The sequence below is a fragment of the Actinoplanes sp. NPDC051343 genome (assembly GCF_044455125.1).
Lineage (GTDB): Bacteria > Actinomycetota > Actinomycetes > Mycobacteriales > Micromonosporaceae > Actinoplanes.
Genome location: NZ_JBITEL010000006.1, coordinates 508479 through 530093, shown reverse-complemented (window position 1 = coordinate 530093; position 21615 = coordinate 508479). Strand labels below are relative to the sequence as shown.

The following is a 21615-nucleotide window of genomic DNA, read 5'->3' as shown; positions in this document are numbered from 1 at the left end:
CCCCAGCATTCCACAGTTACCGAAGGCTCATCACCAGCCGGTCGTCCGTGCGGACGACCTGGGCTTGCAGCGGCGGGCCGGTCAGTCCGACTCGACCGGGTTGCGGGGTGGCGGCTTCCGTGGCCGGGGGTTTCCCGGCGCCCGGAACGGGGAACGCGCGTCCCATGACGCGCGAGATGTCACGCCGACGAGGTGAGTCCGAGCGCCAGCGCTGGGACCGCAACTTCGCCGATCTGCTGCAGGAGCTGCGGGTGGCGCAGACGGGCGTACAGATTCTGTTCGCCTTCCTGCTCACCCTGCCCTTCAGCAACGGCTTCCCGAAGACCACCGAGTTCCAGAAGGCCATTTACATGGTCGCGCTGATCTCGGCCGCTTTCGCCGCGGCGATGATCATCTCGCCGGTGGCCTTCCACCGGGCGCTGTTCCGGCAGGGACGTAAGCCCGAGCTCGTGCGGTACGCCCACCGCATGGCGAGCGCCGGCCTGGGCTTCATGCTGGTCTCGATGGTCGCCAGCATTCTGTTGATCACGGCTTACCTGCTGTCGACCTGGATCGCCGTGGTCCTGAGCGCGATCGCGGCGGCCTGGTTCCTGACCTTCTGGGTGGTCTTCCCGTTCATCCGGCGCAACTGGATCGATGAGGATGCCGAGGAGGAGGACGAGGAGATGAATTCCGCCGAGGGCGATCACGCGGCCGCCGCGCGGAACTTCCCCTAATAGGGGTCGCCGGTTCCGGGCAGCCGGCCCCGCAGCACTCCCCCGGGCGTACCCGGCCGACCGGGCGTGGCGGCGAGGGGCGGGCTCGGAGCGCCGGCGCGGTCGGCCATCCCGGCGAGCAGCTCACGCAGTGACTCCAGGGCGTCACGCTCCGGCTCCCAGCCGAGTTCGTCCCGCGCCCGGGCACACCACATCAGAGGCGCTTTCAGCGCCAGGGCGATCCAGCCCGCGTCGATCGGCTGCAAACGGAGCCACCAGCCGAGTGCGGCGGCGCCGGCCAGTGCCGGGCCGGGCACCCTCACCCGTACGCCGTGGAAAGCGCTCGCGGCCACCCGGGGGTCGAGAACCGGGCCCGCCGCGACGTTGAAGGCGCCTCGCACGTCGGCCCGCAACACCTTGGCGTACGCGTCGGCGACGTCGTCGGCGTGCACGGCCTGCAAGCGCAGCCGCGGATGGTCCGGAATCACCGGGATGCGCTGGAAGCGCAGCAGCCGCGCCGGCAACAGCGGCCCGGCGAAGTACCGCGCGATCTCGGTGCCGGCCGCCCGCTGGAAGATGAGGCCGGGCCGCAGACGCACCACCCGCAGCGTCGGATGATCCGCCTCGACCTCGTCGAGCATCCGTTCGACCAGCGCCTTGTGCCGGCTGTAGGACGACCGGGGGACGCCGTTGCGCGGGTAGCCCTCGGTCACGAAGGCGTCCTTGGGCCCGGCCGAATAGACGCCGACCGAGGAGGCCTGCACCAGCGTCCCGACGCCGGCCTGCACCGCGGCGCGGGCCACCTCGCGGCTGCCGAGCACGTTGGTGCGGAACAGCCGCCGCTGGTCGTGGCTGGGCTGGATCTGCCAGGCCAGGTTGACCACGGCGTCGGCACCCCGGAACACCTCGGTCAGCTCGCCGGCCGCCCGGTCCCCGGCCACGTCGACCGAATGCCAGGCGACGTCCCGATAGACACCGGCCGGGTCGGGGAGCCGCCGGGACACCCCGGCCAGCTCGACGTCGGGTTCGGTGTGCAGGCGGCGCAGCAGGGCCGTACCGGCGTTGCCGGTCGCTCCGACGATCACTACTCGCATGGGTGCGGCGTACCCGCAGGGGTACGTTTTACGCCCGCCTTGATTGACCGCCGCCGGAGCGGGTACCCGCGCGCCCCGTGATAAAGATCGGTGTCGTCGTCATCACCCATGAGCGCCGCGACGAGGCGCTCGAAGCGGTCGCCCGCCTGTCCGACCTGCCCGAACAACCGCCGATCGTGCTGGTCGACAACGGGTCCACCGATGGCACCGCGGAGGCCGTGCGCGACAAGTTCCCGCACGTCGACGTCCTCGCGCTCGACCACAACGCGGGCGCGGTCGGCCGCAACCTCGGGGTGGAACGGCTGGACACCCCTTACATCGCCTTCTGCGACGACGACACGTGGTGGGAGCCGGGCAGTCTGACCGCGGCCGCCGACGCCTTCGACGCCCACCCGCGCCTGGCCGTCGTGAACGCCCGCATCGTCGCCGAACCGGGCGCCCGGGAGGATCCGATCGTCGCCGAGCTGCGCGACTCTCCCGTTGAAGGTCCGGACTGGCTGCCGGGCCCGGCGCTCGGCAGCTTCCTGGCCGGTGCGTCGGCCGTCCGGCGGCACGCCTTCCGGGAACAGGGCGGCTTCAGCGAGCGGCTCTGGCTCGGCGGCGAGGAGGAACTGCTGGCGACCGACCTGCTCACCGCCGGCTGGGAGATCTGCTATCTGGACCATCTGACCGTCCACCACGCGGCCTCGACGCTCCGGGACACCACCCGGCGCCGGCGCGACGGTCTGCGCAACACCCTGTGGTTCACGTGGCTGCGGCGGCCACTCCGACCGGCCCTGCGCCGTACGCTCTTCCTGGCCTTCACCGCGCCGCGCGACCGGATCACGGTTTTCGCCTGGTGGGACGCCGTGCGCGGGCTGCCCTGGGTGCTCACCGAACGGCGGGTCCGGCCCCGGCCGGTCGAGCGTCGCCTGGCGCCCCTCGACGCCGCCCAGCGCGCCTCGAAAGCGCGGCGCTACGTCTGACGCATAGATGACCGCACCGAGGGCATGCGGTCGCCATGTCCAAAGAATTCGCAGTAGTCACCGGGGCTTCCAGCGGCATCGGGTTCGAGCTCGCCCGGCAGTTCGCCGAACACGGTTACGACCTTCTGATCGCCGCCGAGGACGATGCCATCCAGCAGGCCGCGGTCGACCTGCGCCGGGACGGTGAGAATCAGGTCGTCGCGGTCCAGGCGGACCTCGCCACCTACGAGGGCGTCGAGAAGCTCTACGCCGCCGTCCTCGAGTCGGGCCGCGGCGTCGACGCGCTGGCGCTCAACGCCGGCCGCGGCATCGGCGGCGAGTTCGTCGACGGCACCGACCTGGCCGACGAGCTGAACGTCATCGCGGTCAATGTGACGTCCACCGTGCATCTGGCCAAGCGGGTCATCCCCGACATGGTGCGGCGGGACTCCGGCCGGGTGCTGTTCACGTCGTCGATCGCGTCCACCATGCCCGGCACCTATCAGGCCGTCTACAACGCGTCGAAGTCGTTCGTGCAGTCGTTCGCCGAGGCGCTGCGGGCCGAGCTGAACGACTCCAACGTGTCGGTCACCTCGCTGATGCCCGGGCCGACCGACACCAACTTCTTCCATCGCGCCGAGATGGACGACACCAAGATCGGCGCGGGCAAGAAGGACGACCCGGCGCAGGTGGCCAAGCAGGGCTTCGAGGCCATGATGAAGGACAAGGAGAAGGTCGTCGCCGGCTCGGCCAAGACCAAGGCGCAGGGCGCGATGTCGAAGGTGCTCCCCGACCGGGCCAAAGCGGAGATGCACCGCAAGATGGCCGAGCCGGGGTCCGCACCGTCGGAGTAGATCAGGGCTTCAGCACGACCTTGATGCAACCGTCGCGCTTCTCCTTGAACATGTCGTAGGCACCGGGCGCCTCCTCGAGGGGCACCCGGTGCGTCACCAGGTCGTCCACCCCGAGCGGGTCGTCGTCGCCGGTCAGCAGCGGCATGATGTCGTCGACCCAGCGCTTCACATGCGCCTGACCCATCCGCAGGGTCACGCCCTTGTCGAACAGTTCCATCATCGGGAACGGGTCGGCCTCTCCCCCGTACACGCCGATGATCGAGATGGTGCCGGCCCGGCGCACGGCATCGAAGGCCGTGCGGAGCGCACCCATGCGGTCCACGCCGAAGGTCTCGGTCGCCTTGCGGGCCAACGGGTCCGGCAGCATGCCTGCCGCTTTCATCGCCGCCGCCTGGAAAGGCGTGCCGTGCGCCTCCATGCCGACCGCCTCGACCACCCCGTCGGCCCCACGGCCGGCGGTCATCTCCCGCACCGCTTCCGGTACGTCCTCGACCTTGGAGTAGTCGATCACCTCGATGCCGTTGCGTTCCGCCATCGCCAGCCGCTCGGGCACGTCGTCGACCGCGATGACCCGCCCGGCGCCGAGGTGCCGGGCGATCCGGGCGCACATCTGGCCGATCGGACCGAGGCCGGTCACCAGCACGGTGTCGCCGGGCTCGACGTCGGCGTATCTGACCGCCTGCCACGAGGTGGTCAGAACGTCGGACAGGAACAGGTAGCGCTCGTCCGGGTGCCCGTCCGGCACCTTGATCGGCCCGAACTGGGCCTGCGGCACCCGCAGCAACTCGGCCTGGCCGCCCGGCACCTGGCCGTAGAGCTTGGTGTAACCGAACAGCGACGCGCCCTTGCCGTGCCCCTTCACCTGGGTCGTCTCGCACTGCGCGAAGAACCCCTTGCGACACATCCAGCAGTGCCCGCACGAGATGTTGAACGGGATGACCACCCGGTCGCCCGGCTTGATGTGTGTGACCGCGGAGCCGACCGCCTCGACAACACCCATCGGTTCGTGCCCGAGAATGTCGCCCGGGTCGATGTACATGCCCAGGACGTCGTAGAGGTGCAGATCGGACCCGCAGATCGCGGTCGAGGTCATCCGCACGATCGCGTCGGTCGGTTCCTGAATCGTCGGGTCGGGTACGGTTTCGACCGAGACCTTGCCCGTGCCCTGCCAAGTCAATGCACGCATGGCCGCCGGATACCCGCGGGCGCCCGGAATGCACGTGGATTGCGCAGCCACTTTCCTGGTACCGGGCGTCCGTGTCGTTCATCGGCGTTCCTGATCTCCCGCTCCCCGGCCACGGCCGCACTCTCGAACGCCTCCGCGGGCTCACCGCGCTCGGCCGGGCCGACCTCGCCGGCGCCCGGCTGGGTGAGGGTCACGCCGACGCGGTCGCGATCCGGGCCGAGCTGGGCTCCTCCGACGCGTCCGAAAACCCGGCGGGCGAGCGCTGGGGCGTCTGGGCGGCGGCTCCCGATTCCGTACGCGCGGTGCACGGCCCTTCCGGGTGGCGGCTGACCGGGGACCGTCCGTGGTGCTCCGGCGCCGACTGGTGCACCCACGCGCTGGTCACCGCCGCGGCAGCGGACGGAATCCGGCTGTTCGCGGTCACCAACACGGCCCCGACAGCCGGGCCGCTGGACGGCACCTGGCCTGCGGTCGGCATGGCGGGCAGCGACAGCCGGACCGTGCGCTTCACCGACGCGCCCGGCCACCCGGTCGGCGGCCCGGGCGCCTACGTCGACCGGCCCGGCTTCTGGCACGGCGGCATCGGGGTCGCCGCGGTCTGGTACGGCGGTGCGCTCGGAGTCGCCGACAAGCTGCGGGCGGCCTTCGCGAAGGAGCGCTCGCCGCACGCGTACGCCCATCTGGGCGCGGTCGACGTCGCGCTCGGCGCTGCCGGGTCTGTGCTCTCGGCGGCGGCGGACGCCATCGACGCGTCACCGTCCGACAACCAGCACCGCCTGGCCCTGCGGGTGCGGGCGACCGTGGAGGCGACCGCCACGTCGGTGCTCGACCGCGTGGGGCGGGCGCTCGGGGCCGGCCCGCTCTGCCAGGACCACGCCCGGCGGGTGGCCGACCTGACCGTCTACTTACGCCAGTCCCACGCCGAGGACGACCTCGAGCAGCTGGGACGCCTGCTGATCCGTGAGGACCTGTCGTGGTGAGGCCGATCGACGTCGCGGCGGGCACGCCCGAGAACGAGTGGGAGTCGCTGCCGGTGTTCCCCGCGCTGGCGCTCGACCCGGCCGTCTAGCCGCTGGTCGTCGCGCCGCACCCGGACGACGAGATCCTCGGCGTGGCCGGACTGATGGCGATGCTCGGCCGACCTGGCCGCGGTCACCGACGGCGAGGCGTCCCATCCCGGCTCGGCCGCGCACACACCGGCCTCGCTGGCCGCGCTCCGCCGGACCGAGACCACAGAGGCGCTGTCCCGCCTGCGCCTGGCCGGCTCGGCGGTGCACCGGCTCGGCCAGCCGGACGGCGGCATCGACGAGGACGAGGTCTGCTCCCGGCTCACCGCCCTGCTCTCCCCCGGCCGCTGGTGCCTGGCCACGTGGCGCGAGGACGGCCACCCCGACCACGAGACGGTGGGCCGGGCCGCCGCCCGCGCATGCGCGGCAACCGCGGCACGCCTGCTCGAATACCCGATCTGGATGTGGCACTGGGCCCGCCCCGGCGATGCCGCCGTGCCGTGGGAGCGGGCCCGCTGCATCGACCTGACGCCGGCCGCGGTAGCCGCCAAGGCCGCCGCGATTGCCGCCTTCCCCAGCCAGATCGCGCCCCTGGGCCCGGAGCCGGCCGACGCCGCGATCCTCCCACCGAACGTGCTCGACCACTTCACCCGCGCCTTCGAAACGGTATTCGTGTGACCACCCCGCTCAGCTACTTCCAGGCCCTCTACGCCGCCGACCCTGACCCGTGGAGCTTCGAGACCCGCTGGTACGACACCCGCAAACACGCCCTGACCGCGGCCGCCGCGACCCGGCCGCGCTACCGGTCGGCCTTCGAACCGGGCTGCTCGACCGGCCGCCTGACCGCCCTGCTGGCCCCCCGCTGCGACCGCCTCCTGGCGATGGACGCCGTCCCCGCCGCCGTGCAGACCGCCACGGCCCGGCTCGCCGCCACGCCACAGGTCACCGTCCGCCAGGGCCGGGTGCCGTCCGACTGGCCGGACGCCTCGTTCGACCTGATCGTGCTCTCTCCGAACTGGCCTACTACTTCGACGACGCCGACCTGACCACGCTGCTGGACCGCGCGATCGACTCCCTGGTCCCCGGCGGCGACCTGGTCGCCGCCCACTGGCGCTGGCCGTGACCGAACACTTCCGCTCCGGCGACGCCGTCCACGCCGCCCTGGCCGCCCGGCGCGGCCTCACCCGGCTGGCCCGCCACGAGGAGGACGACTTCCTCCTCGAGGTCTTCACCCGCGTGCCGCCGCCGGCCCGGTTGGTCGCCCAGCGCGAGCGGCTGGCGTGACCGGGCTCAGAGGATCGGTTTGCCTCCCGTCACCGCGATGACCGCGCCGGAGATGTAGCTGGCCTCGTCGGAGGCCAGCATGACGTAGACCGGCGCGAGTTCCTTCGGCTGGCCGGGGCGGCCCAGCGGGGTGTCCTTGCCGAACTCGGCCACCTGCTCCGGCGGCATCGTCGACGGGATCAGCGGGGTCCAGATCGGGCCCGGCGCCACCGCGTTGGCCCGGATCCCGCGGTCGCCCAGGAGCTGGGCCAGGCCGGCCGTGAAGTTGGCGATCGCGCCCTTCGTGGTGGCGTACGGCAGCAGCGTCGGCCTGGGCTGGTCGTAGTTCACCGAGCTGGTGTTGATGATGGAGGCACCCGCCTTCAGGTGCGGCAGGGCGTCCTGCACGAGCCGGAACATGGCCGTGATGTTCAGGTCGAAGGTGTGCCGCCACTCCTCGTCCGGGATCTCCTCGACCGTCTCGTGGGTCATCTGGAAGGCGGCGTTGTTGACCAGGATCTCCAGGCCGCCCAGCTGTTGCACGGTCTGCTCGACCACGTTGCGGCAGTGGTCCCGGTCGGTCAGGTCGCCCGGGATGAGCAACGCCTGCCGGCCCGCCTTCTCGACCAGGGCCGCGGTCTCGCGGGCGTCCTCGTGCTCGTTCAGGTAGGAGATCGCCACGTCGGCGCCCTCGCGGGCGAAGGCGATCGCCACCGCGCGGCCGATGCCGCTGTCGCCGCCGGTGATGAGGGCCCGTTTGCGGGCCAGCCGGCCGCTGCCGTGGTAGCTGTCCTCGCCGTGGTCGGGCCGTTGCCGCATCGCACCGAGGGTGCCGGGCGGTTCCTGCTGACGCTCCTTGTCGGTCACCACAACTCCTTTCAGAGGGAGGCCGGTTTCACAGAGAGGCCGGGAAGCGGTCCCACACGCGGTGGTCGGCGAGCAGTTCGCGTACGGCGGTGAAGGCCGAAGGGCCGTCTCCCGCGGTGACCACCCCGGGGGTTCCGGCGGCGCCGGTCTGCTCGATCAGCGCTGCCCCGTCGCCCCAGGCTCCGATCGCCTTCGCGTGCCGCCAGGCCTCGTCGATCAGCAGCAGCACGCGCGGGTCGACCGGCGCGGCGCCGGGTGCGCCGGCCTTCGCGTCCCGGGCCGGGATGGCGCCGGGTGCGGGCGGGGGCGCGGCCGCCACGAGTACGGCGTCGAACTCCACCGACCGCGCCGTGTCGAAGGTGCGCTGGACGTCGAGGTCGCCGAGTTTGCCGCCGTGCGGCGCGACGATCAGCGGGAGCATGCCGGCGTCCAGGACGGCCTGGCGCACCGCGCCAACGTCCGAGCCTTCCGTCGCCACGATGCCGATGATGCGGCCGTCCACCGGCCACGACTGTCCGAGCTGGGACAGCGCGGGGCTCGGCGAGACGTCCACCGGGTCGGTCCGGGGCGCCGGGGCGGGCAGGCCGAGGCCGGTCGCGACCTCGGCGCACAGCACCGGGTCGATCTCGGCCAGGCACTGCAGCTGGCGCTCCTTGATGGCCTGCTCGTAGCACTTGCCGAGCTCGAAGGTGTACGCCGCGACGATGTGCTCCTTCTCGACCGGCGACATGCTCAGCCAGAACACCCGGGCCTGGCTGAAGTGGTCGTCGAAGGAGGCCGGGTTCTGCCGGATCTTGGGCGCTTCGGCCACCGTCACCGGCACATCGAGGAAACCGTCGGACGGGTCGACGAACGGGTTCCCGCCGTCGAGCGAGTTCGGCCGGTAGGGAGCCACCCCCGCGTGCACGGCGTGCTGGTGGAAGCCGTCGCGCAGCATGTCGTTCACGGGCGCGTGCGGCCGGTTGATCGGGATCTGCTCGAAGTTGGGCCCGCCCAGGCGGGTGAGCTGGGTGTCCAGGTAGGAGAAGAGCCGGCCCTGCAGCAGCGGGTCGTTGGTGACGTCGATGCCCGGCGGCAGATGGCCGAGGTGGAAGGCGACCTGCTCCGACTCGGCGAAGAAGTTGGTCGGCACCTGGTTGAGCACCAGCCGGCCGACCGGCTGCACCTCGGCGAGTTCCTCCGGGACGAGTTTGGTCGGGTCGAGCAGGTCGATGCCGGCGAAGGTCTCCGACGGGTCGTCCGGGAAGACCTGCAGGCCGAGTTCCCACGACGGGAACGCGCCCGCCTCGATGGCGTCGTAGAGGTCGCGGCGGTGGAAGTCGGGGTCGATGCCGCCGAGCAGCTGGGCCTCTTCCCACGTCAGCGAGTGCACGCCGAGCGCGGGCTTCCAGTGGAACTTGACCAGCACCGTCTCGTTCGCGGAGTTGACCAGCCGGAACGTGTGGACGCCGAAGCCCTCCATCGTCCGGTAGGAGCGGGGGATGCCCCGGTCGGACATGTTCCACATCGTGTGGTGCTGGGCCTCGGTGTGCAGGGAGACGAAGTCCCAGAAGGTGTCGTGGGCGCTCTGCGCCTGCGGGATCTCGCGGTCCGGGTGCGGCTTGGCGGCGTGCACGACGTCCGGGAACTTGATGGCGTCCTGGATGAAGAAGACCGGGATGTTGTTGCCGACCAGGTCGAAGTTGCCTTCGTCGGTGTAGAACTTGGTCGCGAAGCCGCGGGTGTCGCGCACGGTGTCGGCCGAGCCACGCGAGCCGAGGACGGTCGAGAACCGGACGAAGACCGGCGTCTCCTTGTCCTTCTTCAGGAAGTCGGCGCGGGTGAGCGTGGAGGCGGTGCCGTAGGCGGTGAACACGCCGTGCGCTCCGGCGCCGCGGGCGTGCACGACCCGCTCGGGGATCCGCTCGTGGTCGAAGTGCGTGATCTTCTCGCGGAAGTGGTGGTCCTGCAGGAGGATCGGCCCGCGCGGGCCCGCTTTCAGCGAGTGGTCGGTGTCGCGCAGCCGGGTCCCGTCGCCGGTGGTCAGGAAGGCGCCCTGCTGCCCGTACGCGGTGACCGGGCAGCCGGTGACCGCGCCGGTCGGGGTGCGCGGCTCGGGCGCGCCCTGTTCCGGCTTCGGGGGCAGCGGCTCGGCGGGCGTCGTCGGCTCCTCGATCGACGGCGTGCCGCTACCGGGCGCTCCGGGGACCTTGGGCGATGTGACGGCGTCCTTGACCGCCTTGATGGCCTTGCGCGGGTCCATTCAGCTGCTCCTCACGACGAATTACGGGGCGTTCCCTCCATACCCGGCAAATCGCCGATCTAACTCAGCCGACGAACATCCCTAGCAGCGGGCCCTGCCTGCGCAACCCGGCGAGGACCCGCTCGGCGCTCATCGGCGGCGCCGGCCGCCCGGCCGGCCCGGTCTCGGCCGTCATCCGTACGGCGCTGCTGCGCGCCAGCGGCAGCCGGGGGTAACGCCCGGCCGCCTGCCGATCGACCCAGCCACCCCGCTCCGCGAACGTCGACAGCGACCGCCACTGCCCCAGCCCCGCGTGCGTCTCGGCGACGGTTCCCGGCGGCGACGGCAGCACGGCGACCCGTGCGAACGGCCGGCTCCCGGCCAGCCATTGCTCGGCCGCGGCGACCGTGGTCCCGGCGGCCGACTCACACCAGTAGGGAACGATCCCCCGCCGCAGGACCCCCTGCGGATCGACCAGCCGGTCGGTCTCGATCAGGCACGAGCCGCCGGACGGCTCGGATTCCCGATGGAGGTCGGCGACGACGGCACTCAGAGCGGCCGGGCCACGGTAGAGGACCCGGTGCGCGCGATGCCCCGCCTCGGCGGCCACTTCACGCAATTGCGGTTCGAGGGCCGGTTCGCCGGCGCGTTCGGCGTACCGGGGAAGCATGCCCCGGCCGGGCCGGGACCACTCGTCCGGGCCGAGATCCCGCAGGATCTTCCGGAAAGCCGGGCGGGCGATGTCGTACTGGTCGTAGGTGAGGCCGGTGACCGGGCTGCCGACCTGCAGGGTGTGGCCGCCGCCGAGGTCGAGCACCGGCCAGGTCCGCACGTCCCGGAAGACCAGCGACATCGCTCCCGGCCGCAGCCGGGAGCGCAGAAAGTTCTCGTACGCCGTGGGCAACTCCCGCCACCGCACGTGCAGCGTGATCGTGGCCGCGCAGAGCGGCCCGTCGAGGATCGGGTCGTGCACCTGCCGCACGCTGACCGCCGGGTTCGCCGCCGTGATGCGCCCGGCCACGACCCTGCCCGCCTCGCCCGCCCCACGCCAGTCCCCCACGTGGCCGCCCGGCCACGGAACGCGGACCGTGAAGCTCGTCGGGAGCCAGGCGCCCCGCATCGCCGCCGTGAGGTGCACCGCCGAGCCGTGCGGGGAGCCCAGCAGCACGGCCGGATAGTGCGGCTCCGGGTAGCGTTCGACGATCCAGCCGGCGACCGCCTCGGCATCGATCGCGCCGACCGCGTCGAGCGGCACCGCGGACGCCCGCGCCTCGGCACCGAGCGCCGGCCGGCGCAGATCGTCCGGCAGTTCGCCGCGGCGGCCGAGCACCGGCACGTGCCGGACGTGCTCCCCGGTGCCGATCGCGTCCAGCAGGGCGCTTTCCAGGCTGTCGGGGCAGAGAACCGTGTCGGGCCGGAGATGCGCTGCGATCGGAGGCATGCGCACGGCTACCCGGGGTGGCATCGGTCAAACGCCGGTCGCCCATCGAGCGGGAGAACTGCGGCACCGGCCGCGCCGGGTCAGTCCGGTGGCGCCTTCAGGGGGGTGACGGCGAGCGCCGCCGCGGCGGTGACGAGGTTCTGGGCCATCGCCCGGCCGGTGGACGCCGCCCAGTCGTGACCGCGCTGGTCGTCGAGGTAGTTCGGGCCGCCGCCCGGGCCGAGGTGCCAATAGGTCCAGGCCTGGGCCGGGATCGTGAAGCCGATGTCGACCAGCGCCCCGCAGATCTCGCTGATCACGTGGTGGGCGCCGTCCTCGTTGCCGGTGTTGACCACCCCGGCGACCCGGTTGTAGGCGACCGGGCATCCCGCGTCGTCGGTCTCCGAGATCATGGCGTCCATCCGCTCGATGACCCGCTGGGCGACCGACGACGGGTGACCGACCCAGGTGGGGGTGGCGATGATCAGAATCTCGCTGGCGAGGATCTGCTCGCGGATCGCCGGCCACTGGTCACCGTCGCCCATGTCGCTCTCCACGCCGGGCTTGATGTCGTGGTCGACCGCGCGGACCCATCCGACCGTGACGCCCTGCTTCTCCAGGGCCTCGGCGACGACGGCGGCCAGCGCCTCGGTGTTGGACGGCGCCGGGGACGGCTTGAGGGTGCAGTTGATGACCAGTGCGCGCATGGGGGACTCCAAAGTGATCGGTCGGCGACGAGGGGGCGTGGGGGCGGCCGACCGTCAGTGCATCAACCGGACCGGCCCGGCGTCGATCGGAACCCGGAACAGCGCGTACGGATAGCGGCGCAGATCCTTGCCACGCTGGTATTTGTCCTGCCGGTGCAACTGGTTGGCGGTCACGTAGAGATAGCCGTCGGCGACCGACATGGTGTCCGGCCAGAGCAGCCGCGGGTCGTGGGCGACGGTCTCGAAGGTGCCGTCGGGCAGCCGGCGCAGGACGGCGTTGTGCTCACCGCTGGTCAGGTAGAGGCGACCCTTGTCGTCGGTCTCCAGCCCGTCCGACGCCCCGCCCTTGTCGCCCTCGTCGACCACGGTCGCGGCCACCTCGTCGTCGCTGATGTCGCGGTCGGCCAGCGCGCACGCGCTGACGCTGTACCAACGCCGGGAGGCGAGCGGGCAGTAGTAGACGCGGCTGCCGTCGGCGGCGATCGCGATCCCGTCCGCGCCCATCAGCACCGGCTTCGCGGGCCCGTCGGCCGGCCGTTCCAGGAACGGTGAGCCCTCGACGATCGGCAGGAAGTCGGGCGGCTGCAGCGCCTTGGTCGACGGGTGCTCGTGCAGCCGCCGCCAGGCCTGCCCGCTCGCCAGGTCGACCACGATGAGCCCGTTCGGCCCCTGGTCGGAGGAGTCGGTGATGTAGGCGACCCCGGCCGAACCCCGGCGCAGGTCGAAGCGCACGTCGTTGAGATAGGTGGTCGGCAGCGCCACCGCGGGATCGAAGGTGATGGTCTGCACGACCGTGTCGGTGCCGAGGTCGATGCAGACGAGCTTCGGGCCGCCGGGCCCGGTCTCGCGAAACATCGGTGCGCCGGTGTCCAGCACCCAGAGCCGGTCCGCGGGGTCGACCACGATGCTCTGCACCGAGACGAAGGCGGTCGCGTCGTCGTCGCCGGACGGGTCGTTCATGGCCTGATCCGGGAAGGGCACCACCTTGCCGTCGCGGATCTCGGCCACGGTGAAGGGCACGTCGTCGCCCCACTTCGGGAAGTTGACGAACACCCGGCCGGCCGAGGACACACTCACCCCGGTCGGCATCGGCCCGTCGTCGAAGTTGTGCACGGTTTCGAGCACTGTCATCCCTCCTTCACCACGCACGGTCATGCCGGTGGCGAGTCCGGGTACCACCGCCGCGCGGGATGAAACGCTTCGTCAAGACTTCACCCGGTCGCAGTTCGCCATGATCGCGTCGTGCACGTACTGCGACAGGCCGGGCGCCATGTCGTCGTAGTTGCGGCCGCTGCGCTGGTTGGTGCGGTAGAGCTCGGCCAGCTCCCGGTGCTTGTCGTAACCGCAGTCATGGAACCAGCGGTCGGTGTGCTGCCGCAGCTGTTCGGCGAGGTCCGTCACGGCGGGATCGGTGGCCGGCACACCCTGGCTCAGGGAGTCGGCGAGACGACGGTGGATGACGTGGAGCTCGTCGCGCAGCCGGAGCCAGTCCTGCTCGGTGTAGGCCGCCGTCCGCAGCTGCCGCTGGGCGAACGAGGGCTGGTGTCCCCACCGCCGCTCGGCGTCGTCCATGTGTTCGAGCAGCCGGTCGCCGCCCCACACCTTGCACCGCTCGTGAAGGGTGAGGCTGATGCCGCCCTTGCGGGCCGTCAGCTCCCGGTCGATCACCGCGAGCATGCCCTGACAGCGGCCGATCCGCTGCTCGATCAGCTCGCGCTGCCGCCGCAGATGCCCCTCGTCGGTGATCTTCGGGTCGGACACGACCTCCGCGATGTCGCCGAGGTCGAGATCGAGCTCCCGATAGAACAGGACGCGCTGCAGCCGCCCCAGGTCGGCCTCGGTGTAGAGCCGGTATCCGGCCGGGCTGCGGCTGCTCGGGCGCACCAGCCCGATCTGGTCGTAGTGGTGCAGGGTCCGCACCGAGACGCCGGCCATGTCGGCGGCGACACCCACCGTGTATTCGTCGGTCATGCCACCACTCTGCGGCCTGACGTGACGTCAGGGTCAACTGTTCGCGCGGGCCTTGCGGTCGCTGCGGGCGTTGGCCTTCTGGATGGCTTCGACCAGCTGGGGCTTGGTCATGCGGGAGCGGCCGGCGATGTCGAGGCGCTTCGCGACGTCCATCAGGTGCTGCTTGCTGGCGTTCGCGTCCACGCCGCCCGCGGTCGGGGCCTTCGTGCCGCGGCCACCGGCCGCCTTGGCGTCGCTCGGGCCGCGCTTCTTCTTCGGCTCCCAGTGGTCGCCGACCTTCTCGAACGAGTGCTTCACCGCCGAGAAGGCGGTGCGGTGGGCGCGCTCGCCCTCGCCGTACTCCTGCACCGCGGAGTCGTGGGTCTCGGCGTAGGTGTCCTGCGCCTTCTTGGGCGACCGTTTCAAGGTGCTCGGCATGTCTTCACGTGCGGGCATGCTTTTGGGTGCCCGCTGGAAGGACCGCTAAACCGCACCGCTGGACCACAGCGCCTAGAGAGCCGCCAGCCCGCGCAGCGGCAGGTCGATGGTCTCGCCGCGGCCGATCGGCTGGACACCACCCAGGCCTTCCCGGCGGGCGCGCTCGACGAAGCGCGAGAGCGGCGACTTCATCACCTTGTAGTCGTCGTAGTGGATGGGGATCGTCCGGCCCGCACCGATCAGGTGGGACAGCCGCGTACCCTCCCGGTCGTCCATGGTGACCAGAAGGCCCAGCACCCGCGTGCCGCCGAGATGGATCAGCATGGCGTCGATGTCGCCGAACCGGCGCGGGATCTGGGCCAGCCGCGGCATGTAGAGGGTGTCGCCGGTGATGTAGAGGGTCAGCCCGCGCTGCCCCGCGACCGCGAACTCGACCACGGAACCCATCACGTCGGGCAGCAGCGCATCGGCGAGCCCGGGACCGTGTTTGCCGGGCACGGCGGTGATGCGGAGCCGCTGATCCCCCCGGGTCCACTCGTGCGACTTCCACGTCGGCAGACCGCGTACGGCCGTGAACTGCCGCCGCAGGCGGCGCTCGGCCTGCGGGGTCGTGATGATGGGGAGGTGCGGGTCGAGGCGGCGGCGCGCGGCCCGGTCGAAATGGTCGCCGTGCAGATGCGACAGCACCACCGCGTCGAGGTCGACGTCCTCCAGCGGGTCGAGCACCGGGTCGCGCAGCCGTTTGGTCCAGAGCCCGTGGCCCAGCGAGACACGGCTGCCGGCCGGCCCGAACGCGGGGTCGGTGAGCAACGTGAAGTCGCCGATGCGCAGGAGCACGGTCGCGTTGCCGATGAAGGTGGCGGCGGCATGCATGGGTGTCGGCTACCCCGCAAACGGCCGGTCATGCACCGTGCACGGTGGCTTCCGCGAGATGGTCGAGCACGACGGCCACGCTGCCGGATTCGGCGAAGATGCCGCGTTGCCGGGCAGCGGCGGTGCCCTCCCGGCGGATCCGGTCGAGGCCGGCCGTGACGCGCTCGAGGTCGCCGTGCCGCCGCAGGGCCGGCGTCACGCAGCGCACCATCTCCTGGACGAGGTCCCAGGCCGGGCAGGGGCGCCCGGTGCGGGCGTCGAGCAGGGTTCCGGCCAGGCCGTCCCGGGCGGCGTTCCAGTGGGCCGCGTGCAGGATCGCATCGGGGATCTCCGGCCCGTCGCCGCCGCCGTCGCCGGCCACGGTGTCGACCAGCCCGCGCACCAGCGCGGCCACCAGCACGGTGTCGCGCGCCTCGGCACAGACGTCGGCGATCCGGACCTCGACGGTCGGGAACGAGGCCGACGGCCGGGCATGCCAGAGAACCAGGCTCTCGTCGAGCATCTCGCCGGAGGCGATCAGCGAAGCCACCGTACGCTCGTAGTCCGCCACCGACCGCAGATGAGGCCACGGACCGAGGCTCGGCCACCGATCGAGCTGAATCGACCGCCAGCTGGCGTAGCCGGTGTCGTCCCCTTCGAACAGCGGCGAGTTGACCGCCAGCGCCTGAATCACCGGGAGCCACGGCCGCAGACGCGTGCAGATCGCGACCGCCTCCTCGGGATCCGGCACACCGACGTGCACGTGGCAGCCGCAGACCGCGGGATCGCGTCCGACCGGCCCGTAGTGCTCGACGATCTCGCGGAACCGCGCGCTGCCCGAGGGCACCCGGCTTCGCTCGCGCACCGGGGTGGCCCCGATCGCCACCAGCGCGGCCCCGTGCGAGTCGGCCGCCCGGGAGGCCGCCCGGCGGCCGCGCAGCAACTGGTCCTCCAGCTCGTCGAGGCTGGTGCAGACGTCGGTGACCATCTCGACCATGCACGGCCGGAACTCCAGGTGGCCGCGGTCGCGTAACGCCTCCGGCAGATCGCCGAGGACCTTCTCGGCGACCGACAGGTTCTCCCCGGTGGCCGGGTCGAGAAGCAGGAACTCCTCCTCGACACCCACCGTCCGGCTGCTCATCGAGGCCGCGTCACGGTCAGCACGACGACGGCGATCCGCTCCGCCCGGGCGTACGCCTCACCGTCCAGTTCCTCGCTGTAGACGTCCGGGTCGGCCTCACGGTAGGTCCAGGTGAGGTCCGTTCCGGCGAGCCGTCGCGCGGCCGCCGCCCGCAGCGGGTCGTGCCCGTCGACGATGCCGGCCCCGCTGAACAGCACCAGCGATCCCCCCGGGGCCAGCCGTTCGGCCGCCACGTCGACGATCCGCAGCGACAGGTCGTTCCCGTCCGGGCCGCCGCCGTCGCGGTAGGTCCGCCCGGCCGGGTCGATCATGAACGGCGGATTGGAGATGATCAGGTCGAAGGGACCGTCGACGTCGTCGAGCAGGTCGCTGCGGCAGGGCCGGACGCCCGGCGTCCCGGCGAGCGCCACGTTGATCCGGGCGTACCGCAGGGCGGTGTCGTTGATGTCGACGGCGAGGACCTCGGCGCCGGGCGCCCGCTTGGCCACCGCGATCGCGCCCGCCGCCGTCCCGCAGCCGATGTCGACCGCCCGCCGGACCGGTTCCGCCCGGTCGGTCACGTGCGCGATCGCCGCGTCGGCCATCCGGTAGGTGTCGGGCCCGAGGAACACGGAGTCGGCCCGCTCGGTCGGGAACGCCGAGTGCACGAACAGCTCACCGTCGTAGGACGAGAACCGCACCCGGCTCCGCCGCAGATCGCCGCGTTGCTCGACCGCATCGGCCGTTTCCAGCAGGGACAGCATCGCCTCGGGCACCACGGAACCGGCGAACGGCCGGCTCCATCCGAACACATCCCGCAGGTCGCGAGCGGCGGCGTTCGCCGGTCGCCGGTTCACCCGTTCGTGCGTGGCCGGGGTGACCGTCGTGAACTGATAGCCGGCCTCCTTCAACGTCTGGCCGAGCCGCAACAGTGCGTCGTCGGCCAGGGTCCGCTCGTCGAGGGCGGCGGGAACCCGTTCGGTCGTCGTCATGGCGGCGCGCATTCCCCGAGTCGGCCGGGTTATTCGCTACCGATCGCCGCGCCGCACCGGGTTTATCGACCATCCCGGCCGGTATGCCGCACCGATGAGACGTTCCCGATGGCTGATGCTCGGCGCGGCCTCCGCCGCGACCGGCCTGGCGGTGGCCCGCCGGCGCCGGACGAGACCACCGACCCGCACCACACACACCCTGACCGTCTTCCGGCCGGTCGACTACGTGCGAGACAACCTGCCAGAGCAGCTTCGCGAACGCGACGGGATCGCGGTCGAGCTGCGGGAGGCCCCGGCCGGGCGGGGCACCGAGATCCACGTACGCCGTACCGACGGCACCGTCTCCGACGACGAGATCCGGCGCGCGCTGCGGACCGGGCGGTCTCAGCTGGAAGTCGGCTACGTGCTGGAGCCGGGCGTCGCCACGACGACACCGACGCCGCTCAACCGCCCGCTGCGGGCCGCGACCAGGCACGGCCGGGAGAAGGGATTGCTATGAGGGCACTGCAGTGGCAGGGCGTCAACAAGCTGGCGGTCGGCGACGTGCCGGACCCGGAGATCCGCAACCCCGGCGACATCATCGTCAAGGTCACCCTCAGCGTGACCTGCGGCTCCGATCTGCACCTGCTCGGCGGCTACATCCCGTTCATGGAGAAGGGTGACGTGCTCGGGCACGAGTTCGTCGGCGAGGTGGTCGAGGTCGGGTCGGACGTCCACCGGCATCACGTCGGCGACCGGGTGGTGGTGGCGTCGTTCATCGCCTGCGGGCAGTGCCGGTTCTGCAGTGAGAAGCTGTACTCGCTCTGCGACAACGGCAACACCAACCCGGCCATCACCGAGACACTGTGGGGCCAGGCACCCGGCGGCTGCTTCGGCTACTCGCACGCGATGGGCGGCAACCCGGGCAGCCACGCGCAGTACATCCGGGTGCCGTTCGCCGACGTGGGCGCTTTCCTGGTGCCCGACGCCGTCACCGACGAGCGGGCCCTGTTCGCGTCCGACTCCGTCTCGACCGGCTGGATGGGCGCCGACCTCGGCGGCGTGCAGCCCGGTGACGTGGTCGCGGTGTGGGGCGCCGGAGCGGTCGGGCAGATGGCGGCGCGGGCGGCGACGCTGCTCGGCGCCGACCGGGTCATCGTCATCGACCGGTACGACTTCCGGCTGCACCAGGCGCAGAGGTTCGGTGGTGCCGAGACGCTGAACTACGAGCGGGACGACGTGGCCGGTGAACTGCGGGAGCGCAGCGGCGGCCGGGGGCCGGACGTCTGCATCGAGGCGGTCGGCATGGAGGCGCACACGCCGGGTCCGCAGTTCGCGTACGACCAGGTGAAGCAGCAGCTACGGCTGCAGACCGACCGGCCGGCGGCGGTACGCGACGCGATACACGCCTGCCGCAAGGGCGGCTCGGTGTTCGTGCTCGGCGTCTACGCCGGGTTCGTCGACAAGTTCCCGCTCGGCGCGTTGATGAACAAGGGCCTGACCGTCCGCGGCGCCCAGATGCACGGCCAGCGCTACATCCCGATGCTGCTCGAGCGGATGGCCCGCGACGAGCTGACCTCGGAGCATCTGGCCACTCATGTGATGCCGTTGGAGCAGGCGCCCGAGGGTTACCGGATGTTCAAGGAGAAGGAGGACGACTGCGTCCGGGCGGTGTTCCGCCCCAACTGACCGGCCGGGCCCGGCGCGACTGCGCCGGGCCCAGGCACCGGATCAGTCGTCCGTTACCGCACCCTTGATCTTGTTGACCACGTTGGCCACACCCTGGCCGTGCGCACCGGCGCCGGTGCCCGGCTTGCCCTTGCCCATCGAGCCGTCGTAGGTCACGAACAGCTTGGGGTCGGGGGCGGGCCCGAGCGGCTTGTCGTCGGTGAGCGGCAGGGCGTCCGCCACGTACTCGATCTCGTCGCCGAGCAGCGTCTGGCCGACGGCCCACCGGCCACGCCCGGCCTGGCTCTCCGGGTCGAAGCTGTAGAACGTCCGCCGGGCGAATTCCTTCTCGTCCTCGCCGTTGGAGTTCTCGATCGGGCTGTCGGTGAAGCCGTCCTCGATCAGCGACTCGATGCCGAGCAGCCACTGCTGCTGGTGGTAGGTGTCGCGGGCCAGGTTGAACTGCAGCATGTCCTTGACGCCGCGGTCGTCGGTCATGTTGTAGCAGCGGCTGGTCTGCAACCGGCTCTGCGCCTCGGCCGACACGTTCGAGCGGAAGTCGGCCAGCAGGTTGCCGCTGGCGACGATGTAGCCGGCGTTCCAGGGCACGCCCTGGCTGTTGGTCGGCATCGCGCCGCCGCCGGTGACGATCGCGTGCTGCGGGTTCATTCCGCCGATGACCGCGGCCAGCACCGGGTTGGCGGCGACGGCCTTCTCGGTGGTCTCGGACGGTGCGCCCTCGAGCAGGCGGGCCAGCATCGTGGTGAGCATCTCGACGTGACCGATCTCCTCGGTCGCGATGTCCATGATCATGTCCTTGTACTTGCCGGGCATCCGGCACGACCAGCCCTGCCACAGGTACTGCATCATCACGGTCATCTCGCCGAACTGGCCGCCGACCAGTTCCTGGAGCTTCGCCGCGAAGAAGGCGTCCGGCTTCTCCGGCTTGGCCTGGAACTGCAGGTAGTCCACGTGCTTGAACATCGGGGGTTCCTCCCATTCAAACCATGCGCATCGTTGCGGCAGGGACTGGCTACCCGGACGGATGACCCGGACGGGACCTCTCGTGGCCTCCAGGGGCCAGCCGGGCCGGGCATTCGTGCCGGCATGGTCGTCCTGGATGTCGCTCTCCCCCTGCGCCGGCACGTGGCGCGGGTGGCTCCCTGGTTCGGGCCCGCTTTCGTGGCCGCCATCGCGTACGCCGACCCCGGCAACTTCGCCACCAACTTCACCGGCGGCGCGGGGTTCGGTTACCGCCTGGTCTGGGTGGTCGCGGGCGCCAACCTGATCGCGATGCTGATCCAGTCGCTGTCGGCCAAGCTCGGCCTGATCACCGGCCGTGACCTCGCCCAGTTGTGCCGCGACAACCTGCCGCGGCCGGTGTCCCGGCTGCTCTGGGTGCAGGCCGAGGTGGTCGCGATGGCGACCGACCTGGCCGAAATCATCGGCGGGGCACTCGCGCTGAACCTGCTCTTCCACATCCCGCTGCCGGTCGGCGGCCTGCTCACCTGCCTGGTCGCGTTCGCCCTGCTGGCGCTGCACCAGCGCGGCCTGCGCCGCTTCGAAACGGTGATCGGCGGCCTGCTGGGAGTGATCCTGCTCGGCTTCCTCTACGACGCGGTGCGCGCCGGCACCGACGCGGGCGGCGTCGCGTCCGGCCTGGTGCCGTCGTTCGCGGGGCCGGACAGCGTCGTGCTGGCCACCGGAATCCTGGGCGCGACCGTGATGCCCCACGTGATCTATCTGCACTCGGCCCTGACGAAATCACGCGCCGCCGCGGCGGCCGCGGCTCCGGACGTACGGCGGAGCGCGCTCCGCTATCAGCGCGCCGACACGTTGCTCGCCCTCGGGCTGGCCGGCGTGATCAACCTGGTGATGCTGACCATCGCCGCGCGGCTGTTCTTCGGCACCGGCACCACCGGGACCGACAGTCTCGCCGGGATCCATTCCGCGCTCGGCGCGGTGCTCGATCACTGGGCCGCCCTGGCGTTCGCGATCGCCCTGCTCGCCTCCGGTCTCGCCTCGTCGAGCGTCGGGACGTTCGCCGGGCAGGTGGTCATGCAGGGGTTCATCGGGCGCAGCATCCCGTTGACCGTCCGCCGGCTGCTCACGATGGCCCCGGCCATGGCCGTCCTGATGCTGGGCGCCGACCCGACCTCGGCCCTGGTCTGGTCGCAGGTCGTGCTCTCGTTCGGGGTGCCGTTCGCGCTGGTGCCGCTGATCTGGCTGACCAGCGCCCGCCGGATCATGGGCGAATATCGCAACCACCCGGCCACCACGCTGCTCGCGGGCACCGCCGCGGCTCTGATCATCGGGCTGAATGCGCTGCTGATCCTACGTTTTGTGGGTGTTAGTTAG

General features: G+C 71.5%; 23 protein-coding genes. 10 read left to right on the top strand and 13 right to left on the bottom strand.

Features of this window, described 5'->3' with window-relative positions:
- Nucleotides 1-176: 176 nt before the first annotated feature.
- Entirely contained in the window at nucleotides 177-716 is a 540-nt protein-coding gene (locus tag ACIA5C_RS22740) for a DUF6328 family protein (protein WP_396057610.1), read from the top strand.
- On the opposite strand, the gene ACIA5C_RS22735 is transcribed toward ACIA5C_RS22740, so the two are convergent.
- Complete coding sequence (locus tag ACIA5C_RS22735) at nucleotides 713-1789, bottom strand: NAD-dependent epimerase/dehydratase family protein (protein ID WP_396057608.1); 1077 nt, start codon at nucleotides 1787-1789, stop codon at nucleotides 713-715. The genes ACIA5C_RS22740 and ACIA5C_RS22735 overlap by 4 nt on opposite strands.
- Nucleotides 1790-1866: 77 nt before the next feature.
- Between ACIA5C_RS22735 and ACIA5C_RS22730 the strand changes: the two genes are divergently transcribed.
- A complete protein-coding gene (locus ACIA5C_RS22730) occupies nucleotides 1867-2754 on the top strand; it encodes a glycosyltransferase family 2 protein (RefSeq protein ID WP_396057606.1) in 888 nt (295 codons plus the stop codon).
- Between the two features lie 35 nt (nucleotides 2755-2789).
- On the top strand, nucleotides 2790-3587 hold the full coding sequence (locus ACIA5C_RS22725; RefSeq protein ID WP_396057604.1) for an SDR family NAD(P)-dependent oxidoreductase: 798 nt from the start codon (nucleotides 2790-2792) through the stop codon (nucleotides 3585-3587).
- A gap of 1 nt (nucleotide 3588) precedes the next feature.
- On the opposite strand, the gene ACIA5C_RS22720 is transcribed toward ACIA5C_RS22725, so the two are convergent.
- Nucleotides 3589-4773 (bottom strand): zinc-dependent alcohol dehydrogenase, encoded by a 1185-nt coding sequence (locus tag ACIA5C_RS22720; RefSeq protein ID WP_396057602.1) that lies wholly within the window; start codon nucleotides 4771-4773, stop codon nucleotides 3589-3591.
- A 71-nt stretch (nucleotides 4774-4844) separates the two neighbouring features.
- Between ACIA5C_RS22720 and ACIA5C_RS22715 the strand changes: the two genes are divergently transcribed.
- The 4 genes from ACIA5C_RS22715 to ACIA5C_RS22700 all read left to right on the top strand — a co-directional run bounded on the left by ACIA5C_RS22715 (nucleotide 4845) and on the right by ACIA5C_RS22700 (nucleotide 7064).
- Nucleotides 4845-5753 carry an acyl-CoA dehydrogenase gene (locus tag ACIA5C_RS22715; protein ID WP_396057600.1) on the top strand — a complete coding sequence of 303 codons (909 nt, stop codon included), beginning with the start codon at nucleotides 4845-4847 and terminating at the stop codon, nucleotides 5751-5753.
- Nucleotides 5754-5915: 162 nt separating this feature from the next.
- A complete protein-coding gene (locus ACIA5C_RS22710; RefSeq protein WP_396057709.1) occupies nucleotides 5916-6458 on the top strand; it encodes a PIG-L deacetylase family protein in 543 nt (180 codons plus the stop codon).
- Nucleotides 6455-6826, top strand: a complete 372-nt coding sequence (locus ACIA5C_RS22705) for a class I SAM-dependent methyltransferase (RefSeq protein ID WP_396057598.1) — start codon at nucleotides 6455-6457, stop codon at nucleotides 6824-6826. The genes ACIA5C_RS22710 and ACIA5C_RS22705 overlap by 4 nt, the downstream gene beginning before the upstream one ends.
- A 73-nt stretch (nucleotides 6827-6899) precedes the next feature.
- Nucleotides 6900-7064 (top strand): hypothetical protein, encoded by a 165-nt coding sequence (locus ACIA5C_RS22700; RefSeq protein ID WP_396057596.1) that lies wholly within the window; start codon nucleotides 6900-6902, stop codon nucleotides 7062-7064.
- Nucleotides 7065-7070: 6 nt separating this feature from the next.
- Here the strand turns inward: ACIA5C_RS22700 and ACIA5C_RS22695 are convergent, their stop codons facing one another.
- The 10 genes from ACIA5C_RS22695 to ACIA5C_RS22650 form a co-directional block, all read right to left on the bottom strand.
- The gene (locus ACIA5C_RS22695) at nucleotides 7071-7862 is read right to left on the bottom strand and encodes an SDR family oxidoreductase (protein WP_396057707.1); all 792 of its coding nucleotides are present in this window, start codon (nucleotides 7860-7862) and stop codon (nucleotides 7071-7073) included.
- Nucleotides 7863-7938: 76 nt separating this feature from the next.
- Nucleotides 7939-10152: a catalase gene (locus ACIA5C_RS22690; RefSeq protein ID WP_396057594.1), complete on the bottom strand. Its 2214-nt coding sequence runs from the start codon at nucleotides 10150-10152 to the stop codon at nucleotides 7939-7941.
- A 64-nt stretch (nucleotides 10153-10216) separates the two neighbouring features.
- Nucleotides 10217-11572 (bottom strand): hypothetical protein, encoded by a 1356-nt coding sequence (locus ACIA5C_RS22685; protein WP_396057592.1) that lies wholly within the window; start codon nucleotides 11570-11572, stop codon nucleotides 10217-10219.
- Between the two features lie 80 nt (nucleotides 11573-11652).
- Nucleotides 11653-12258: a flavodoxin family protein gene (locus tag ACIA5C_RS22680; protein ID WP_396057590.1), complete on the bottom strand. Its 606-nt coding sequence runs from the start codon at nucleotides 12256-12258 to the stop codon at nucleotides 11653-11655.
- Nucleotides 12259-12312: 54 nt separating this feature from the next.
- A complete protein-coding gene (locus tag ACIA5C_RS22675; protein ID WP_396057588.1) occupies nucleotides 12313-13389 on the bottom strand; it encodes an L-dopachrome tautomerase-related protein in 1077 nt (358 codons plus the stop codon).
- 72 nt (nucleotides 13390-13461) lie between these two features.
- Nucleotides 13462-14229, bottom strand: a complete 768-nt coding sequence (locus tag ACIA5C_RS22670; protein ID WP_396057586.1) for a MerR family transcriptional regulator — start codon at nucleotides 14227-14229, stop codon at nucleotides 13462-13464.
- 33 nt (nucleotides 14230-14262) lie between these two features.
- Nucleotides 14263-14664: a ChaB family protein gene (locus tag ACIA5C_RS22665; RefSeq protein ID WP_396057584.1), complete on the bottom strand. Its 402-nt coding sequence runs from the start codon at nucleotides 14662-14664 to the stop codon at nucleotides 14263-14265.
- 54 nt (nucleotides 14665-14718) lie between these two features.
- Nucleotides 14719-15519 carry an MBL fold metallo-hydrolase gene (locus tag ACIA5C_RS22660; protein ID WP_396057582.1) on the bottom strand — a complete coding sequence of 267 codons (801 nt, stop codon included), beginning with the start codon at nucleotides 15517-15519 and terminating at the stop codon, nucleotides 14719-14721.
- Between the two features lie 28 nt (nucleotides 15520-15547).
- The gene (locus ACIA5C_RS22655; RefSeq protein ID WP_396057580.1) at nucleotides 15548-16639 is read right to left on the bottom strand and encodes a glutamate--cysteine ligase; all 1092 of its coding nucleotides are present in this window, start codon (nucleotides 16637-16639) and stop codon (nucleotides 15548-15550) included.
- Complete coding sequence (locus ACIA5C_RS22650; protein WP_396057578.1) at nucleotides 16636-17610, bottom strand: methyltransferase; 975 nt, start codon at nucleotides 17608-17610, stop codon at nucleotides 16636-16638. The genes ACIA5C_RS22655 and ACIA5C_RS22650 overlap by 4 nt, the downstream gene beginning before the upstream one ends.
- Before the next feature lie 94 nt (nucleotides 17611-17704).
- Between ACIA5C_RS22650 and ACIA5C_RS22645 the strand changes: the two genes are divergently transcribed.
- A complete protein-coding gene (locus ACIA5C_RS22645; protein WP_396057576.1) occupies nucleotides 17705-18109 on the top strand; it encodes a hypothetical protein in 405 nt (134 codons plus the stop codon).
- A complete protein-coding gene (locus ACIA5C_RS22640; RefSeq protein ID WP_396057574.1) occupies nucleotides 18106-19278 on the top strand; it encodes a zinc-dependent alcohol dehydrogenase in 1173 nt (390 codons plus the stop codon). The genes ACIA5C_RS22645 and ACIA5C_RS22640 overlap by 4 nt, the downstream gene beginning before the upstream one ends.
- Before the next feature lie 42 nt (nucleotides 19279-19320).
- Here ACIA5C_RS22640 and ACIA5C_RS22635 read toward each other — a convergent pair whose 3' ends face one another.
- The gene (locus ACIA5C_RS22635; protein WP_396057572.1) at nucleotides 19321-20241 is read right to left on the bottom strand and encodes a manganese catalase family protein; all 921 of its coding nucleotides are present in this window, start codon (nucleotides 20239-20241) and stop codon (nucleotides 19321-19323) included.
- A gap of 123 nt (nucleotides 20242-20364) precedes the next feature.
- On the opposite strand from ACIA5C_RS22635, the gene ACIA5C_RS22630 reads away from it, so the two are divergent.
- Nucleotides 20365-21615 (top strand): Nramp family divalent metal transporter, encoded by a 1251-nt coding sequence (locus ACIA5C_RS22630; RefSeq protein WP_396057570.1) that lies wholly within the window; start codon nucleotides 20365-20367, stop codon nucleotides 21613-21615.